A 17,544-nucleotide genomic window follows, 5' to 3' on the forward strand; every position below is an offset into this window, starting at 1 on the left:
GGCGGGGGCACGGGGATCGCGGGAAGATTCATGGCCGGAGGTGTCACTGCGGGAGGGACTCCTCGAAGAACGGCAACAGGAACGCGAACACGTCGGTGTGCGCGACCACGTGCCGAGGGTGACCTCCTCCGTTGGCGTCGGCCGCTGCGGTGGCGGTGATGGTCTGGCCGGTGACGGGGACGGCGATGATGTGCTGGAGGTAGAGCAGATCGGCGGCTTGGGCGGCGGCTACCACCGCACCGGCCGGATCGATCAGCACCCCCTCGTCGCTGTGGCGGCAGCGACCGAGCACGACCAACAGTCCGCCCGTCGCCATCCGCTGCATCGCGAGCCCGGCAATGTGGTCGGCGGCGGCCACCGGATCGCGGTGATCGGCCAGCAGACTGACCACCATGAGATCCACCGGATCATCGGTGCCGGTGCCGGTGCCGGTGCCGGTGCCAGGGTTCGGGTCGGGGTTGGGGTGGCGGCCCAGGGCCTGCACCGTCGCCAGCGCCGCCGCCGTGTCCGGCTCTGCCACGCGCAGAGGGCCGCGAGTGGTGGGGGTGGGCCAGCCGATCAACCCCACCCGGTCGCCGGGCGCGGAGAACTCGCGCACCGCGCGAGACAGGATCGGGGTGGGCCATCTGTCGGCGGGATCGGAGGGGTCGCTCCCGGTGGCCCACAGGGTCGACGGGACCACCACCGGGGCCGACGTGGTGGCGGACCGGGATCGATGCTGGCGGGATTTCGTGGTCATGCGGGGCGCTCCTGACGGTGGGAAGAAAAACTGTCTCTACTAATTCACTTCCGCCGAAAACGCCATTTTTGGACACCCGCGAACAAAAATTTTCGAGCGAATTTCGCGTGGTCCGGAGTCAGCCCGCACGATCGCCTCTCAGGAAGCGCGGGGCGCTCCGGTTATCCGATCGGCTCCAATATTTTTCGCAGATTTCTGAATGATTGCCGCCGCCGGTTTCGGGCCACACCCAAAACACACCCAAAACACCCGCCAATACACCGATGCTGGCAGTGGGGCTGCATCCGGGCGGTGACCGGCCGGTTTCGGTGGTGTGCCGGTTGATTGCGCATCCGGGTGGGAGTGTCGCGGGTGTGTTTTGGGTGTATCGCGGGTGTGTTTTGGGGGTGGTTTGGGTGTGTTTTGGGTGTGGGTCTCCGGTGTCCTTGTGAGGTCGGAAATTTTTGATGTTTTCCACCGAGCAGGGAGTTGATGGTGACTAATTCGAAATACCGGAATTCAGGACGGAGCGGGTCGAGGCGCTCGCCTTTGGCGGTGGTGTGGGCGGCGTTCGACCGGTTCGCCGTGCAGCCGTTGCCCGCCGACCCGCGACCGGTACCGAGCCCTGCGGGAAGTCCGGTCGAGTCGTGGGACGGGTTACGTGAGTTGCTGTGGGATCCCGCGCTGCCGATCGAGCAGGTCGACGCGATCTGGGTGTGGCTGATCGAGCGGGCTCGCGTACACAGTGGCGACGCGACGCTGGTGTGCGCGAGTCTGGCGGTGCCGATGCTCGCGGGAATGGCGAGGCTGTTCGCCGCGCCGGGCACCAGGCACCGCCACGATGTCGAGTCCGAGGTGTTGACGGGGTTCCTCACCCACCTGGAGTGTGTCGAGCTGGATCGGCCGGTGCTGTGGTATCGGCTGCGGTGGGCGGTCTACCGCGCCGCGATCAGGGCAGCCCAGCAGCAGGACACCGAAACCGAGCCGGTCGCCGACCTCGCCCTCGCCCTCGACCTGCTCGGTGCCCGTGCGCGAGTGATCCTGCCCCAGCCCGGCCACCCCGAGACAGTGCTCGCTGAGGCCGTCGCCGCCGGGGTGATCACCGCAGGGGCGGCGGAGCTGATCGTGGTGTCGCGGTGGGAGCGCCGCTCGCTGGCCTCACTCGCAGCCGAGCGCGGGCACTCCCACTGGAAGCTGCACAAACAACGCGAACGCGCCGAAGCCCGACTCCTCGCCTGGCTGGCCGAGCGCGTCCTGGACGCGGCAGACACAAGCACCACCGAAACCCACGCACTCAACGGGCCGCCCCCCTCACACAGGGGGCGGCCCGCGGAATCCGGCCGAGGCGAGGGCGGGCAGAACTCGCTCGCTCCCGTGGATCCGTGCATCGGAGGCCAGGAGGTGCGGTCATGCGCGTGACGCGACTTTGCGACACAGTTGCAGCACTGACGGGCCGGGTGTGGCGCGGGAGTGTCCGGCGATGGTGGACGATCCCCGTGGCGGTCTGCGCGGTGGCGGTTGTCCTGGTGCTGGCGGCCGGTTCGGCGGCGGCCACGCCGCCGGGGGACGTGCTGGCGATCGCGTCGTCGCTGGATCAGGTGCTCACCAACCTGCGTAACTGGCTGATCGGAATCCTCGCCGCCCTGGCGACGGTGTGCCTGACGGTCGCGGGCGCACGCTATGTGATCGGGGCGGGTGACCCGGCCGAGATGGAGAAGGCCAAGAGCGCCTTCCGTGCGGCGTGCCTGGGGTACGCCCTGGCGATGCTGGCACCGCTGATCGTCGCGGTCCTGCAATCGATCGTGGGGGCCTGACGGTGAGCGCCCCGATTCCCGCCCGCCCCACGCTTGCCTGCGGGCGAGGGGCATTGCGTACGGGCCGGGCCGCTGCGGCCACGGTGGCGGTGGTGCTCGCCGCGGTGCTGATCACCCTCACCGAGGTGATGAGTGCCGCCGCGCAACCACCACCACCCACGCCGCCCACGCCGGTGCCCTCGGCTCCGGCGACACCCGCACCCACCACGACACCGGCACCGACCTCGGCGGTGCCTCCATCGCGCTGGATCACGCCCCCACCCACCACCAGCCCGGCCTCGCCCACCCCCGGTGTTCCCGACTCGACCGTCCCCACCCCGGCCTCGCCGGGGTCGGGGGCTGGCGAGTGCGGGGTGAGCAACATCTCCGGCTGCGTGGCGAAAGCGATCGACGGGTTCTTTCAGCGGTTGGTCGACTCCGCGCTCAACCCGCTGCTCGAATTGGTGTCGCACACCCTGCTCACCACCCCCGAACCGGGCGACCTGCCGCAGGTCGGCGCGTTGTGGACCCAGTCGTGGCAGCTGGTGCTCGCGATCTATGGGCTGATCGTGATGGCGGCCGGGGTGCTGCTGATGGTGCGCGAAACCCTGCAGACGCGGTGGTCGTGGCGGGAGCTGACGGCACGGCTGGTGGTCGGGTTCCTCGCCGCGGCGATGAGCATGGTGATCGCGACCGCGGCGATCGGGTTCGCCAACGCCCTCGCCCGAGCACTCGCCGGTGACGGTGTCGACTCCGACTCCGCTGCTGCCGCGTTGACCCAGCTCGCCGCGGGCGGTGGCACCGCGGGCGGGACCTTCACGGTCCTGCTGCTGCTCGCACTGGTGGTGATGTTGGTCGTGCTGCTCGTTGCCTACGTGGTGCGTGTCGCGGTCACCGTCATCCTGATCGTGGCCGCGCCGCTGGCGTTGATGTGTCACGCCCTGCCCGGCCTCGAGGCGGTGGCGCGCTGGTGGTGGCGTTCGTTCGCGGCGTGCCTGGCGATCCAGGTGGTGCAGTCGCTGACTCTGGTGACGGTGCTGCGGGTGTTCCTGACCCCGGGTGGATGGAACTTCTTCGGCCCCACCGCGAACGGGATCGTCGACCTGATCATCGCGCTCGCCTTGATGGGTGTGCTGATCAAGACCCCGTTCTGGCTGCTATCGGTACTGCGAATCGGCCACGGCCGCACCCTCGTCGGCTCGATCGTGCGCAGCTACGTCGTCTACAAAACCCTCGGCCTGCTCAAAGGCGCCAACACCGCACGCGGGCGCGGCGGGTCGGCCACACCCACCCAGCTACGGCAGGGCGGGCGGCGTACCGCCACGTCCGGGCCACCGGACCCCTACGCGCGGGTACGCGCCACCCGCGACGGGCAACTGATGCTGCCCCTGGAAGGCGTGCGTCGAGTCCGGCGGCAACCGAGCCCGGCCCCCGCGCAGTCCACTGCTACGCCGAAGACCACATCGGGCCGCGCGCCGCGTGGAAGGCAACTCGCGTTCGACTTCACCCCACCGGACCCCTACCGGGGGATCCGTTCCGGACGCGGCGGGCAATACCCGCTGCCGATCCCGGTGAGCAGAGTACGGCCCACACAACCACCTGAACCTTCACGACCACCAGCGCGTGTGACCCCGCCGCGAGGCCGCCGACCCGAACAGCTCGCGTTCGATTTCGAGACACCCGCAGCAGCGACCGACCCCTACCGCGGGATCCGGCCCGGGCGCGGTGGCCAGTACCCGCTGCCGTTCCCGGTGACCCGGGTCAAGCCTCCACCGCCACCGCCTACACCACCGCAACCACCCCCACCGGTCCGCACGGCCGGGCGGCAACTGCATCTGCCGTTGCCCGATCTCCCGGTACGCCGCCGCGCGCGCCGAGCTCCCCGAGGAGGACAGCTTCGATGACGACGATCATTCGTATCCCCGCCGATGTCGAACGCAGCGACCGGTTGATCGGCCCATTCACCGCCCGACAACTCGCCATCCTCGCCGCCACGGCACTACTGCTGTACTCGGTGTGGATCGCGACCCGAGCCATGGTCGCGGCCTGGGTGTTCCTGGCCGCCACCGCACCGATCGCCGCCGTGGTCACCGTCGCGATCCTCACCCGCCGCGACGGGCTCCCCGCCGACCTGCTGCTGTTAGCCGCGATCCGCCATCGGTGGCGGTCGCGTCATCTGGTGACCGCACCCGAGGGCGCCGCGATCGCGGCGCCGCCGCGCTGGATCACCGACCGTGCCGTACGAGCCCGTCCACGCCCGCCGGTTCCGGCGGCATTGTCGGCGGAGTCGTTGCGGTTACCCCAGGCGATCACTAGCAGCAGTGGCGGTGTCGGGGTGATCGACCTCGGGGCCGACGGGCTGGCCGTCGTCGCGGTCGCGGGCACCCTCAACCTCGCCTTACGCACCCCGGCCGAACAAGACAGCCTCGTCGGGCAACTCGCGGGCTGGCTACACACCCTGCGCCAACCCGTCCAAATCCTCATACGTTCTGCACGCCTGGACCTCACCGCACACCTCACCAGCCTGCACACCGCAGTCCAAGACATGTCCCCGGCCCTGGCCGCCGCCGCCCACGACCACGCCGCACACCTGTCTGAGCTGGCCGCAGGGGAGAATCTGACCCGCCGCCAAGTGCTGCTGGTGTGGCGCGAACCCCTCGACAATCCCGTCGCTGCAACCTCGCCGGGTATGAGACTGCTCGGAGGTGGCCGGGCTCGGCGCAGCGTGTCTGCCGCCGCACGCCGTGGCGCCGAGTCGCGGCTATTACGCCGCATGAACGAGGCCGCCGACACACTCGCCCCGTTGGGGGTGACGATCACCGCCCTCGATGACGTGCAGGCCACCGCTGTCCTGACCGCTTGCTGCAATTCCGACCGGCTCGTGTCGGCCGCCGCCGACGTCGCGGGCCGCGACGCCATCATCACCGCCGCCGGATTCACCGACACCGATCCAGACTCGTTACCCGACGACCCGTTCGCGCCCGAGGCCGCGGTAGGGTTCGCGCCGGAATCGCTGACGATCGGCACCCGGCATCTCGAGATCGGCTCCGATTGGGTGACCACCCTCGCGGTCATCGGATATCCGCGGGAAGTGACAGCGGGCTGGCTCGCGCCGCTGTTGACCCATCCCGGGCGGGTCGAGGTCACCGTGCACATCGACCCCGTCGACCCGGTCACCGCCGCCACCCGACTCCGCCACCAGCTGGCGCGGTTGGAGTCCTCCCGGATGCACGACGCGGGCCTGGGTCGACCCTCCGACCCGCAGATCGACGTCGCGGTCGAGGACGCCGCCGAGTTGTCGGCGCGCGTCGCGCGGGCGGAGGCGCGGTTGTTCCGGGTGGGGGTGTATCTCACGGTGCACGCCGATACCGAGGCCGAGCTGGCCGACGAGGTCGCCGCCGTGCGGGCGCTGGCGGCGAGCCTGCTCATCGATACCTGCACCCTCGCCTACCGCGCCGCCCAAGCCTGGGCCACCACCCTGCCTCTCGGCCTCGATTTGATCCGGGTGCGACGCACCTTCGACACCGCCGCCCTCGCCGCCGCGTTTCCGTTCGATTCCCCGCAGTTACCCGCTGCGGACCCGGTCCAGGCCGCCCGCCCCGAGGGTGTGCTCTACGGCCGCGACGCCGCCTCGGGCTTGTTGTTCGTGGACCGGTTCGCCCCCGAGGCCCACAACCACAACATGGTGATCCTGGGCCGCAGCGGCGCGGGCAAGTCGTATCTCGTCAAGACCGAGATCCTGCGTTCGTTGTATCGCGGCATCGAGCAGGTGGTCATCGACCCCGAAGACGAATACCGCCGCCTGGCCGAGGCGGTCGGCGGCACCCACATCCGACTCGGCACCACCGGACAACGACTCAACCCGTTCGACCTGGAAATCCACACCCGCCCCGACGGCCGCCGCAGCGCCCCCGCCGACGCCCTCACACGACGAAAACTGTTCCTGCACACCCTCATCCAGGTCCTGCTCGGCGGGCAGACATCCACACAGCGAGCGGCCCTGGACACCGCCCTCTCGGCCACCTACACCGCCGCCGGTCTCAGCGACGACCCGGCGACCTGGAGCCGCCCCGCACCGACCCTGAGTGGGTTGCGTGACCAGCTGGCCGGGCTCGGCACGCCCGCCGCCGGCGAGCTGGCCGCAGGGTTGCATCCGTTCATCGGCGGCGGCGGATACTCCGGACTACTCGATGGGCCCACCACGACCGACCTCCATGGCGGGCTGGTGGTGTTCTCATTGCGGGAGCTTCCCGACGAGTTGAAGACAATCGGCACCCTGCTGGTATTGGATGCGACGTGGCGGCGGGTGTCCGACCCCGCGAACCGGCGACCTCGGATGGTCACGGTCGACGAAGCCTGGCTGATCATGCGGCAACCAGCCGGAGCAGAATTCCTGTTCAAAGCCGCCAAGAGTTTCCGCAAACACTGGGCCGGACTCACCGTCGCCACCCAGGACTGCGCCGATGTGCTGTCTACGGAGCTGGGGCGCGCGATCGTTTCCAACGCTTCGACCCAGATCCTGCTGCGCCAGGCATCCCAGGCCATCGATGAGGTCGCCGCCGCGTTCAGATTGTCCGACGGCGAACAGCAGTTCCTGTTGTCGGCCGCGCGGGGCAGCGGGCTGCTTGCTGTCGGCGGCACCGACCGCGCAGTGTTCGCGTCCATCGCGTCACCGGAGGAACACGTCCTCATCACGACCGACCCGAGCGAACTCGCGATCACCGACGATGCCGGCGTCGACGGCGATGTCGATATCGCCGCTCCGCCGTCCTTGCCTCCGCTCACCGGCCCCAGTGACGATACCGGCGACACCGATGCCGCAGACGTCGATATCGACAGTGACACACGTGCCGGGGAGGACGTGTTCCTCGACGGGCGGGGGGCGGCATGAGCCCGGATCCGCCTGCAGCTCCAGTTGATTACTGCGGATCTCGTCGCAGACGAGGAACCGGATGGCTTCTAACCCTGGTGATGCTGCTCCGGCACGCTGTCGACACTCCGCGCGCCGCGTCAACCGCCTCGATCCGCAGCATTTTTGATTCTTCTCTTCCGTATGAAAGGCATCATAGTTGTGGCAAGAAGAAATGCATCTCCCGCTGCGACCGTTTCGACGCAGTCTGGACAAAAATCGGACGGGAAATTGAGCGCGGGAAATTATTCGTGTTCGTCATGTCGTAAGCGTAATCCGGACGCCTATCGCCGGTCCGATAACACGGACCGTGGCCGCACGTCGAATGCTTCAACGATCACCGCGCTTGACCAACAGGCCGTACGGAGCATGGATGTAGGTGTGTCGTCGAAACCCGTCGACAACGGTGAAATTCATATTCCGGTAACGGACTGCTGGTTGAGCACGGAGGAGGTATCGAGACGACTCAAGATTCCCGAGAAAACCCTTGCTAACTGGGCCTCTCTCGGCAAAGGTCCTCGCTTCGCTCGAATGGGTAGGTACCGCCGATACCGGCTTAGCGATTTGATCATCTGGGAAGAAGCTCAGCTCGAACGTGGGGGAGGCTCTTGAACCTTACTCAATTCCGGCTCAAATGCAGATTACGTAAGAAAGGCGACACACTCATGCCGCGACAGTCGTTGGCGATCGGCACGTATGGCGCGATCAACTGCAAAAAGGTGGGCCCGCGCCAGTACCGCGCAAGAGCGCGATATCGCGCATACAACGGTGAAACGGTCCCCGTCGAGGGGTGGGGCACCAGCAAAAGTGGTGCCGAAGCCCGCCTCAAGCAAGTCGTGCAGGATCGAATGGAAAAGGAAGGAGGTCGACGAGCTGGCGCAATAACGCGAGATACGCTGATGCCTGAGCTCGCCGACCGCTGGCTGGCGGAGATGGAACTGGACGAGACAATTACTCCACAAACCCTCCAGTGGTATCGGGAAGAGATCGAACCGTCGAACGATCCGCGCGCCAAAAAGGAGACGATCAAGATCAAGTCAGCAATGAGTGGTGTGCGTGTGTTCGAGGCGGATACTTCGTTTCTGGACGCCTATCTCAAGCGAATTCAGGAAAACGGACACAGACGCAAAGCTCAGAGCCACAAGATAATACTCACTGGCATGATGAGCCTTGCCGTGCGCCACGGAGCAATCCGTGAAAACCCGGTGAGGGAAGTCGGGAGGATCAAACGGAAGAAGGCGAAGCCGACGGCAATGAACGAAGAGACCCGCCACGGGCTCAGGGCGCAGCTCGAAACCTGGCTTGCAGGAAAAGAGATACCTGGGACACCCGCCTACACCCACGGGCCAGCACGCGACCGCGATGTATTGAACATCGCCGACGTGTTGTTGGGGACAGGAGCCAGACCTGGTGAGGCACTGGCCTTCCGCCGCTGTGACCTCAACAGACGGGCAACGCCATGGGAGCTGACCATCTGCGGAACTATCGTTCGGGTGACCGGCAAAGGTTTGTACCGCCAGGAATGGCCCAAAACGGCGGCTGGGTACCGCATCGTTGTACTGCCGCAATTCACTGTCGACACCCTGAAAGAAATGGGTGCCGACAAATGGGACCCCGAGGATGAATCTCCCATGTTTCCGTCTCGACGGGGTGGCTGGCGGGATCCCCACAACTTCGGCCGGACGTGGCGCGCAGCGCGGGGTATCACCTACGCATGGATCACGCCGAAGACCTACCGCAAAACCAACCTGACGGTTGTGGCGGAGGAGTTCGGCCCCGAACAAGCCAAGCAACAGGCCGGACACCGGCACAGCTCGACCACCCAGGAGCACTACATCGACAAACCTGCAAAGGCACCCGACTCGACGGCAGCGCTGAACCATCTGGCACCAAGGTTCTCCAATGCGGCACGCGGCCAGCGATGACCAGCGGGCCGGGACGGCACGAACTTGACCCGTCCCCACACATACCCCACGGTTTGAACGGGAAAGATTGGGATTCGACCGGTGTCAACGGGAAGCGGAATGGTTCCATTGTCCCAGGTGACGGGACATATCGGGACGTAGCGGGAACCACGAGACATCTTGAACACCTGAGTGGGGGTCAGGGGTTCGAGTCCCCTTAGCTCCACTTATTTTTGCAGGTCAGACCCGGTATCCGTACTGGGTCTTTCGTGTATTCCAGGGTCATCTTGCCAAGTTCTTGCCAACGGGTGGGAGAACTGCCCTTCCTGGATCGTCTTCGACAGCTTTCTCGACGGTGCCGAACATGGCCGACGCAGCGGCGGTCAGACCTTCGTCATAGACCCTGTTGTAGACGCCCGTGGTCATCCGAACATCGTGCCCGTGCCAGGCGGCGACGGTGGATGCGGGAATACCGGCGTGCAGCATGACGGACACCGAGGTGTGCCGCAGGTTCCGCAAGGTGATCCGGGGGAGTTCGGCCGCGATCCGAATGCGGTGGAACCACCCGGTGTAAGTCCGGGGCAAGACGGCTTTGCCGGTCGCGTCCGAGCACACGTGCGTGGTCTCATCCCAGGACCGGCCGAGCGCGAGCCGTTCGCGCTCGGCCGCACCTTCAACTCCTGCAACGCCGATGCCACGTCATCGGGCAGCGGCAGAGTCCGGCGCGAGCGCTCGGTCTCGAGTTCGTCCACCGCGTGGTCTTGCCCTCCACTTCCACATGGCTCTGCTCGACGCTGAGCGTGCCCCGCGTCAGGTCGATATCGGTCCAGCGCAACCCGCACACCTCCGAGCGGCGCAGCCCGTAGCAAGACATCAAGAACACGGCGTGCAACCGCTCGTCACTGTGACTTTGCGGCGAAGGACTGCACCTGTTCCTTCGTCCACACGTCCGCGGCGGCGACTTTGGTCGGGCGCTGCCGGGGTGCCTCAACGTATTCGGCCGGATCGCGTGCGATCAGACCTTGCCGGGCCGCGTACTGGGTCACCTGCTGGAGCATCACGAGCACCAGCCGGACCGTGGCCGGTGCCAGCGGCTTGCCCTTCATCGACCCGGCCTCCAGCATCGTCGAGACCCATTTGTCCACATGGGCTTGGCGCAATGCTTGGAGCTTCATCGCGCCGAGATCGCTTGGCGTACTTCAGCGAATCCCGGTAGTTCCGCAGCGTGTTCGCGCGGATATCCCGGCGGGACTTCAGCCAGTCGTCGCACACCTGCGACACGGTGATGTTCGTGCGGCCGACGAAGGTTCCGGCGGCCACCGCGGCACTGATCCGGCGGTATGCGCTGCGTGCCTGTTTCAGGGTGTCGTAGGTGAACTGCTGCCGATCGCGTTTGCCGTCCGGGCGCACTCCGACATCGATCTGAAACGAATAGGATGTCTTGCCGTTCTTTGGGTGTAGGTGTTGATCGGTTCGGCGCGGCGCGACTTCCTGGTCGTGGCGGCGTTGGATTCGTTCGTCATCTCGGTCCTCCTGTTGTCTGGGATGTGCGTTGATCTGGGCGGGACACACAGCTGCCTGTGTGGCGAAGTTCCGAACGGCACTTGGCGGTGCGAATCCATCGGTCCAGCGTTCCGAGATTTGGCGGTCATGGGCATGGCGACGGGCAGCCGTGCGGGATCGCCGATCTTCACCACATCGTTTGCCAGGTTGGCGCCCTGCCGGATAAGGACGCCGTCCACGGAGCTGCCTTTGTCTGCTTCGAGGAGCGGTCGTTCCAGACCGTATCCGGTCCCGCATCACGAGGGCATGTCGTCAACGTTGTTGCGGTCGAGCTGCTTTCGTTCTTCGAGTGCGTGAAGTCTGTCGGGCATAGGTCGACGGATACGAGTAGCCGGTACCGGAGGTGTTTTCGCCTACTCGCATGTGGTGATCGACTACGGGGATCGCGACTGGCTGTGAGTACGGCAGACAATGCCAGGTGCCTGCAGGGTGTCGTCGCCCCCAGGATCGGCTTGCAATTGAAGTACTTCGCGTACCCATTGCGACGGGATTCGCACTCGGTTGCCGAGTCGAACAGCTGGCACCTCACCTGATTTCACCGCAGCGTAGACAGGGATCTGCCGACACCGAGGAGCCGGGCTACATCGGGGACCGATACGGTCGGCTCACTCAGCAGACGCTGCAGTATGTCACCAGTAGTGAGAATGTGTTTCCGGTTCAATGGACGGCCTCGAATCACAGGCCGATCCGTGAATCATCCCTTATGACAATAGAACCCGATTCGACGAGAATGCGCCAGTCGCAATTGGCCTGTGTTTCAGTCCTATTGCTGCTCCGATGATTTGCGCAGCAACTATTGGAGGGCGATCTATAGCGCAGACTTGTGCGACACAGATGCGGAAGGCGTGGCCCGATGCTGTCGTCTCCTCGGCGGCGCATGATCAACATGATAGGTCGGCCATGCGCTCGACCTCTCCACCTCGGAGTATCGGTACGAAGATCATTACGCTGAGCAAAGAGATGGGCTGCCGCAGGGCTCACTCTTTGGGGGCGCTGGTACGTCTGCCAGATGCGTTTGCGGGATGCGGACGATATGTTCCGTTTCTGTTGCGGCAGTATTGATCTGAGTTGCCGTTGGGCGGTGGGGGGATCGCCGGAAGGAGCTGATCGGGCTGTCCGAGCTGGTCGACGTGTCAGTGTCATGTGTAACACGGAGCGGCATCTGGGCAGCTGAGGACGACGCGCTCCTCCTGATTCAAGAGCGCGTATCACTGCTCGGCGCTGCCTCCGAGGCACAGGGTCTCGGGCAGGACGGCATCGAGCTAGGATTGTTGTGCGCCTACGGTTTTTAGCCAGCAACGCCAGTCCCCGAGATGCCGGGTTTTGGTCCAGCTGAATCGGAGCTGGAGAACGTTTTCTCCTCCGTTGAAGTGTCCTAGTTCGAACCAGCATTGGTAGTTCTGGGTTGTCGGATCGCTGCAGTAGCAGTATTTCTCGCGGATCGTCAGAGGCAGTCCCCAGGTCGGGTCGATCAGCTGCTCAACGAACCTGTCGTGCATGGCTGGGACGCCAACCAGGGTGTCGAACTCGAACTCGAGTGTGCCCCCGAGTTGCCAGCCGTGCACGTAGAACGACGAGCGGCACATCGGATAGAGGACGAGTAGCGAACTACTTGTCACGGCAATTGCCCAGGGTGAGGCCGTTTGGCTGGTCGCCGGGGCGTGCATGACCGGATCGAATGCGACGCGGATCATTGCGTAGGCACTGCACGAGGGGACGAGTAGCGGACTACTCGTGACCGCAATTGCCCAGGGTGGGATGGTGCATGTGGGCCACTTCCGAGAGCCACCCACCACGTTCCTCCACTGTAAGAAGGATTAGCCATGGCCAGGACTCATGTGGTTGTCGACGGGGACACTCTCTCTGGCATCGCGCAGCAGTTCTATGGCGACGCCGCTCTGTTCCCGGTGATCGCCGCGGCAAACAAGATTGCAAATCCCGACATCGTCGAAATTGGTCAGGTGTTGTCGATTCCTGACGTCACCCGGACTCATGTGGTTGTCGACGGGGACACTCTCTCTGGCATCGCGCAGCAGTTCTATGGCGACGCCGCTCTGTTCCCGGTGATCGCCGCCGCAAACAACATTGCAAATCCCGACATCATCCAAGTCGGACAACTGTTGTCGATTCCCGAGCTTGCGCCGCAACCGGGTGGTGGATCGGGACCGGGCGGGCAGCCGCCGGTCACCGGGAAAATCGATTTGAGTCAGTTCGCGGGAACGCTGCCGTACGACTCCCAGCTCTACGGCGTCTACCAGCCGTTGCTGGGCTGGAAGTCAATTCGGTTGCAGCGTCGATTCCAACCCGCGTTGAGCTCGGTCGGCGAAGGCGCGTTGGTGCAAACAGCACTCGGGATAGTGCCCGTGGTCGACATGAATCCGCCTGCGCCCGTTCCGCATCTGACCGTTGCGGGCGAGGATGTCGTGGCGGACACAGCGCCGACACCTTCGGTGAAACTGGGCTCGGTCGCCCCGGCCACCATCGCCAACGCGCCAGGTTCGTTGGACAGCGTGTTCGCGTCGCTCATGCGGGACAAGCTGAAGCCCTTCGCCCGCGCGGACGTCGCTCAGTGGCGGCCGTTGTTCGCCCCGGACAAGCTGCAACAGGTGCTGGATCAGGCCACCTCCCAGCTCTCCTCCGCCCATGCCGCCGCGATACGAGCGCTGGATCATCTCGCGCTCGACGTGCCGGGCGCGAGCGATGCGCTGCTGCAGACCAGGCTCAATCGCGAGTCGGTGGTCGCCGGTTCGGTGCACCGACTCAATCAACAGAACAACACCGCCGCGCTGACCCAGCTCTTCTTCGCCGATCAGAACCTGACGGTGGCGCCAACCGATGTCAGTGGCCTGTTCGATCCGTTGGAGACGCTCGATCCGGGGCACGGCGGCATCAGCCAGGTGTCGCTGTCGCCCATCGGCATCGTGCATTTGTTCCGGCAGTACTTCTTCGAGTTTGCCTCCTTCCTCGGTACCCCGGTGCAGCACGTTTGGCTGAGCCCGGGCGGGACTGTGGAACTGCTCGAGGTGTCGACCCGCAAGACCACGGTCGAGAAGTTCACAGAGACCGCATTGGAGCAAACGCAGAAGACGGACACCTCGACCACCACCCAGGACGAACTGTCGGACGCGGTGCGCGAGGAGAACCAACAGAACTCCAAGCTGGGCGTCGGGGCGACGGGTTCGGTCAGCGGCGGCGTGGGCCCGGTGTTTACCGCGCAGGGCAGCACCAGCCTCAACTTCGATCTGGACACGTCACTCAAACAGGCGAAAGAACAGACCCACAAGCAGACCCGGCAGCAGACGCAGTCCACATCCAGCCAGATCAAGAGCAACTACAAATCCACGCTGCGGGTGGTCACCGAGACTACCGACACCAGCAGCAAGCGGTATGTGCTGCAGAACACGACCGACAAGCTGGTCAACTACGAACTACGCCGGAAGATGCGCCAAATCGGCGTGCAACTACAGGATCTGGGGACCCAGCTGTGCTGGCAGACCTACGTCGACGATCCGGGTCGGGAGCTCGGCGTGGCGAAACTTGTGCACATCGCCGAGCCACCCGACCTCAGCCACGTGCAACCGCCGCAACTGATTCCGATCCCGGACCCGGAGGTGAAGGCCACCCCGGTCTCACTGAACATCGAGTGGTTCTTCGAGGATCGCAAGTTCGGGTTCGTCCCGATCGGCGGTGTGCTGCAGTTGGTTCCGCCGCAAGCCGGCTACATTTTCGATCGAGCAGAGGTAGTGGTGACCTCCGGCGATCACTGGGCGTGGGGCTACCACGTCGGGGAGTCCCGGCAGATCGACGACGGCCAGGGCGGCAAGGAAGACAGCGTCTCCTCGATCGTGGTCGGCGTGACCACCGCACCCGGCGGCTTGGAAACCGACGAGCATCCAAAGTTCACCATCCAGGTCACCCCGATTTGGCGGCCGTCCAAGAAGCTGCTGTTCGACGTGAACACGCAGAACACCACCAAGCTGGCGAGCGTGGACGCTGAGAAGACCCGCCTTGCGCAAGAGGCCTACATCACCGCCGCACAGGACCGGGTGAAGGCCGCCAGCAACGTCGCACCACGGCCCTATTCGGACTTGCGCGAAGAGGAACGCATCATAGTGTTCCGCAACCTGATTCGGCAGCTGACCAAAGAAGTGGGCCTGGACGGCGAGCAGCCCCAGGTGCGGCACGTAGTGGCCGAGCTCATCCAGGCGATGTTCGACACCGACTCGATGCTGTACTTCGTTGCGCCAGAGTGGTGGGTGCCGCGCGTCCGGCAACTCAAGGTCTTCAACTGGACGGTCACCGAACAGACCCCGCAGAACATCGGTTTGGACGGCACCTATCCCGACTTCGACAAGAAGCAAACAGTGTCCTGGGGAGGGGCCAATTCCAACCGGCCCGACAACTACTACATCACCGGCGATTCCACCCCCGCTCGGCTCGGCAGTTCCCTCGGGTGGGTGCTGCAACTCGATGGCGACAACTCCCGCAACGCCTTCCTCAATGCACCGTGGGTCAAAGCAGTGATCCCAGTGCGAGCAGGCAAGGAACTCGACGCCGTCAACTGGCTGCAGCGCAACGCCGTCGAGGGCACCGACGGTCTCGCCGCGCTCTACCAGGCCGGCACACCAGCCGCAGCCCAACAAGTGCTGAGCACCCTGAAGGCATATCCCTGGCCCGCGGGCAGCCTCCAGCGACAGCGGTACGACACCATCCAACCGTCCGCGTTGACCATTCGCGACGCGATCACCTACCTGGCGATCCGCATCAACTCGAAGTACCAGACCTCGCTGCAGAAAGTCACCGACCCACAGGATCCGACCTTGAGCTACCTGCCGACCGACAAAGTGTACGAGACCGGATTCGACCATCTGAAAGGCGGTTTCGTAGCCACCGGCACAACACCATACGCGGTGTTCGACGAGTGGATCGAGGTCATGCCAACCGACCAGATCGTCGCCGTCGAAGTGCGCTACGACCCGAAAACCGGCCAACAGATCCCGATTCCCCCCGTCCCGAACCCGATGCACTAGGCCCGGATTCGACCCGCTCGGCAAGGCTTCCGACGTAGGTCTGGCAGCCAACAACGTTTTCAGCCAATGGATTTCGGTTCTGTCGACCGACCAGACAGCGAACGGTCAACTGCAAACCGACCGACCGTTGGAGACCTGAATGAATCGTCGTCAGCGCTCGCACTCATCGGACATCGCCGAGGAGCAGAGAGCACCGTTGTCCAGAAACGTCGCGGAAAGGTCGAGAAGGTGCCTGCCAGCGAGGTGGTGATTGTCAGCGGGGCGGAATACGCCAAGTACGAGCCAGGGGCCGGCGACAAGTGGGTCCTGCGCCCATTCACCCCGAGCATCTTCATCGCCAAGGTCCGCAATTGGGCCGCCAACGAACTTCGGATCGCCGATACAACCGTCACGGTGTTCGACATTGCACGTGGAACCCAAGAGACGACGACAGACGGTCGGACCTGGAAAAGGGTGCGGACGCTGCCACCACCGACCAACGACGAATATTGGCGCATTGTCGCCAACAGACCCGGTTCTCGCCGATACACGCGGCCCGCCAACCCCTTCACCAACAAGGACATCGAAACCACCCATCTGGCGTATCTTCCTGGGTCGGCGGTCCCGCCGCGGACCACCCTCGATGACTCCTATCGACCTGTCGGCGGACCGCGTCTTGGCATGCAGGACGTCTATAACTACATCTGCCGGCTGGGAATAACCCGGCCGGCGACCCTCCGTGGTCTGCACATATTCGCGCATGCCGACGAGGGCGGCCCCATCCTGCTCGACACGTGGTCGCCGGCACCGGATGCCGACGATCGCGGACCACTGGACATCGACGCGCGCGCACATCAGGACTTCACCGCGGCCAACATCCCGGGGGTTGGCGTACCGACGAAATTCGCCGACGACGTCGACCGCGAGAGGTTCATCGCAGACCACCCACGAACCCGCTCGGGGTTCCTCGCCGCCTGGACGGAAGACGCGACTGCTGTCGTGTGGGGCTGCCTCCACGACGACTTTGTCAAGGCGATCATTGAACAGGCCGCCGCGCAACTCGCTCGTTACGCGGCCCAGCGTTCGGGCGCGACGCCGGCGGATCCTGAGATCACTTTCCGCCCGGACGCAAGTGGCAGCCTCGCCGGGGCGGACGTGAAGGACTGGGCAGCGTTCTTCGCCTTGCCGCCCCCCAGACCAAGAGCCACCGCGGAGGTCAGACCATTGAGCTGGCTGAAAGCGAAGCTCATTTCCCTCAACGACAACGCATACGCCGGGCAACTACGGGTAGCTCTCGCGGCAGGCACCACGTACCCGCATCGCCGCGTACTGGCGGCCCCAGTCGGTGTCAGCACCTGGGTGAACCCGTCGAAACGTGACACGGGCATCAACGCTCTGATGCGTGTCGTGCCAGGGGAATTCGATAAAGTCCTCACCTTCTACAAGAGTCTTGGCTACACCTATGCGCTCGACCTCGCCGACGATACAAAGCCTTTCGGTCGCGGCTACGGACAGTTCCCGCCGTCGGCGCCAACACCCTGAGACTCACGAGCGACGATGCCTTGCCGCACGCCGCCACTGCGGGTTCGTGCTGGCCGTGTCGCCGCTTCGTGAGTCCCCCGGTGAGTCCGGGGACCTCATCTTCTGT

Annotated in this window: 12 protein-coding genes; 8 read left to right on the top strand and 4 right to left on the bottom strand. The window is 65.0% G+C overall.

All coding sequences use genetic code 11. The annotated features are described in order from the left end of the window. Positions 1 to 43: 43 nt before the first annotated feature. Positions 44 to 739 (bottom strand): hypothetical protein, encoded by a 696-nt coding sequence (locus ACQP1T_RS09595; RefSeq protein ID WP_433759592.1) that lies wholly within the window; start codon positions 737 to 739, stop codon positions 44 to 46. Positions 740 to 1,267: 528 nt separating this feature from the next. Here ACQP1T_RS09595 and ACQP1T_RS09600 point away from each other — a divergent pair. From ACQP1T_RS09600 to ACQP1T_RS09625, 6 genes are all read left to right on the top strand, one after another. Then, the gene (locus ACQP1T_RS09600; protein ID WP_433759593.1) at positions 1,268 to 2,137 is read left to right on the top strand and encodes a hypothetical protein; all 870 of its coding nucleotides are present in this window, start codon (positions 1,268 to 1,270) and stop codon (positions 2,135 to 2,137) included. Next, entirely contained in the window at positions 2,128 to 2,532 is a 405-nt protein-coding gene (locus ACQP1T_RS09605; RefSeq protein ID WP_433759594.1) for a pilin, read from the top strand. The genes ACQP1T_RS09600 and ACQP1T_RS09605 overlap by 10 nt, the downstream gene beginning before the upstream one ends. A 2-nt stretch (positions 2,533 to 2,534) precedes the next feature. Next, positions 2,535 to 4,415, top strand: a complete 1,881-nt coding sequence (locus tag ACQP1T_RS09610) for a hypothetical protein (RefSeq protein ID WP_433759595.1) — start codon at positions 2,535 to 2,537, stop codon at positions 4,413 to 4,415. After that, positions 4,412 to 7,402, top strand: coding sequence for a PrgI family mobile element protein (locus ACQP1T_RS09615; RefSeq protein WP_433759596.1), 2,991 nt, complete (start codon positions 4,412 to 4,414; stop codon positions 7,400 to 7,402). Before ACQP1T_RS09610 ends, ACQP1T_RS09615 begins: the two co-directional genes overlap by 4 nt. A 387-nt stretch (positions 7,403 to 7,789) precedes the next feature. Beyond that, positions 7,790 to 8,032, top strand: coding sequence for a helix-turn-helix domain-containing protein (locus ACQP1T_RS09620; RefSeq protein WP_433762113.1), 243 nt, complete (start codon positions 7,790 to 7,792; stop codon positions 8,030 to 8,032). Positions 8,033 to 8,085: 53 nt separating this feature from the next. Then, positions 8,086 to 9,345: a tyrosine-type recombinase/integrase gene (locus ACQP1T_RS09625; protein ID WP_433759597.1), complete on the top strand. Its 1,260-nt coding sequence runs from the start codon at positions 8,086 to 8,088 to the stop codon at positions 9,343 to 9,345. A 261-nt stretch (positions 9,346 to 9,606) separates the two neighbouring features. Here ACQP1T_RS09625 and ACQP1T_RS09630 read toward each other — a convergent pair whose 3' ends face one another. From ACQP1T_RS09630 to ACQP1T_RS09640, 3 genes are all read right to left on the bottom strand, one after another. Continuing rightward, entirely contained in the window at positions 9,607 to 9,939 is a 333-nt protein-coding gene (locus ACQP1T_RS09630; RefSeq protein ID WP_433759598.1) for a tyrosine-type recombinase/integrase, read from the bottom strand. 284 nt (positions 9,940 to 10,223) lie between these two features. Beyond that, positions 10,224 to 10,499, bottom strand: coding sequence for a hypothetical protein (locus ACQP1T_RS09635; RefSeq protein WP_433759599.1), 276 nt, complete (start codon positions 10,497 to 10,499; stop codon positions 10,224 to 10,226). A 1,650-nt stretch (positions 10,500 to 12,149) separates the two neighbouring features. Then, a complete protein-coding gene (locus tag ACQP1T_RS09640; protein WP_433759600.1) occupies positions 12,150 to 12,581 on the bottom strand; it encodes a hypothetical protein in 432 nt (143 codons plus the stop codon). A 129-nt stretch (positions 12,582 to 12,710) separates the two neighbouring features. Here ACQP1T_RS09640 and ACQP1T_RS09645 point away from each other — a divergent pair, with 129 nt between their 5' ends. Together ACQP1T_RS09645 and ACQP1T_RS09650 are read left to right on the top strand one after the other, a co-directional pair. Further along, positions 12,711 to 15,917, top strand: coding sequence for a LysM peptidoglycan-binding domain-containing protein (locus tag ACQP1T_RS09645; RefSeq protein ID WP_433759601.1), 3,207 nt, complete (start codon positions 12,711 to 12,713; stop codon positions 15,915 to 15,917). A gap of 228 nt (positions 15,918 to 16,145) precedes the next feature. Next, positions 16,146 to 17,438, top strand: a complete 1,293-nt coding sequence (locus tag ACQP1T_RS09650) for a hypothetical protein (protein ID WP_433759602.1) — start codon at positions 16,146 to 16,148, stop codon at positions 17,436 to 17,438. Positions 17,439 to 17,544: the final 106 nt, after the last annotated feature.

Origin of the sequence: Nocardia sp. CA-135398 (assembly GCF_050955845.1) — a bacterium.
In the GTDB taxonomy this organism is placed as follows: domain Bacteria; phylum Actinomycetota; class Actinomycetes; order Mycobacteriales; family Mycobacteriaceae; genus Nocardia.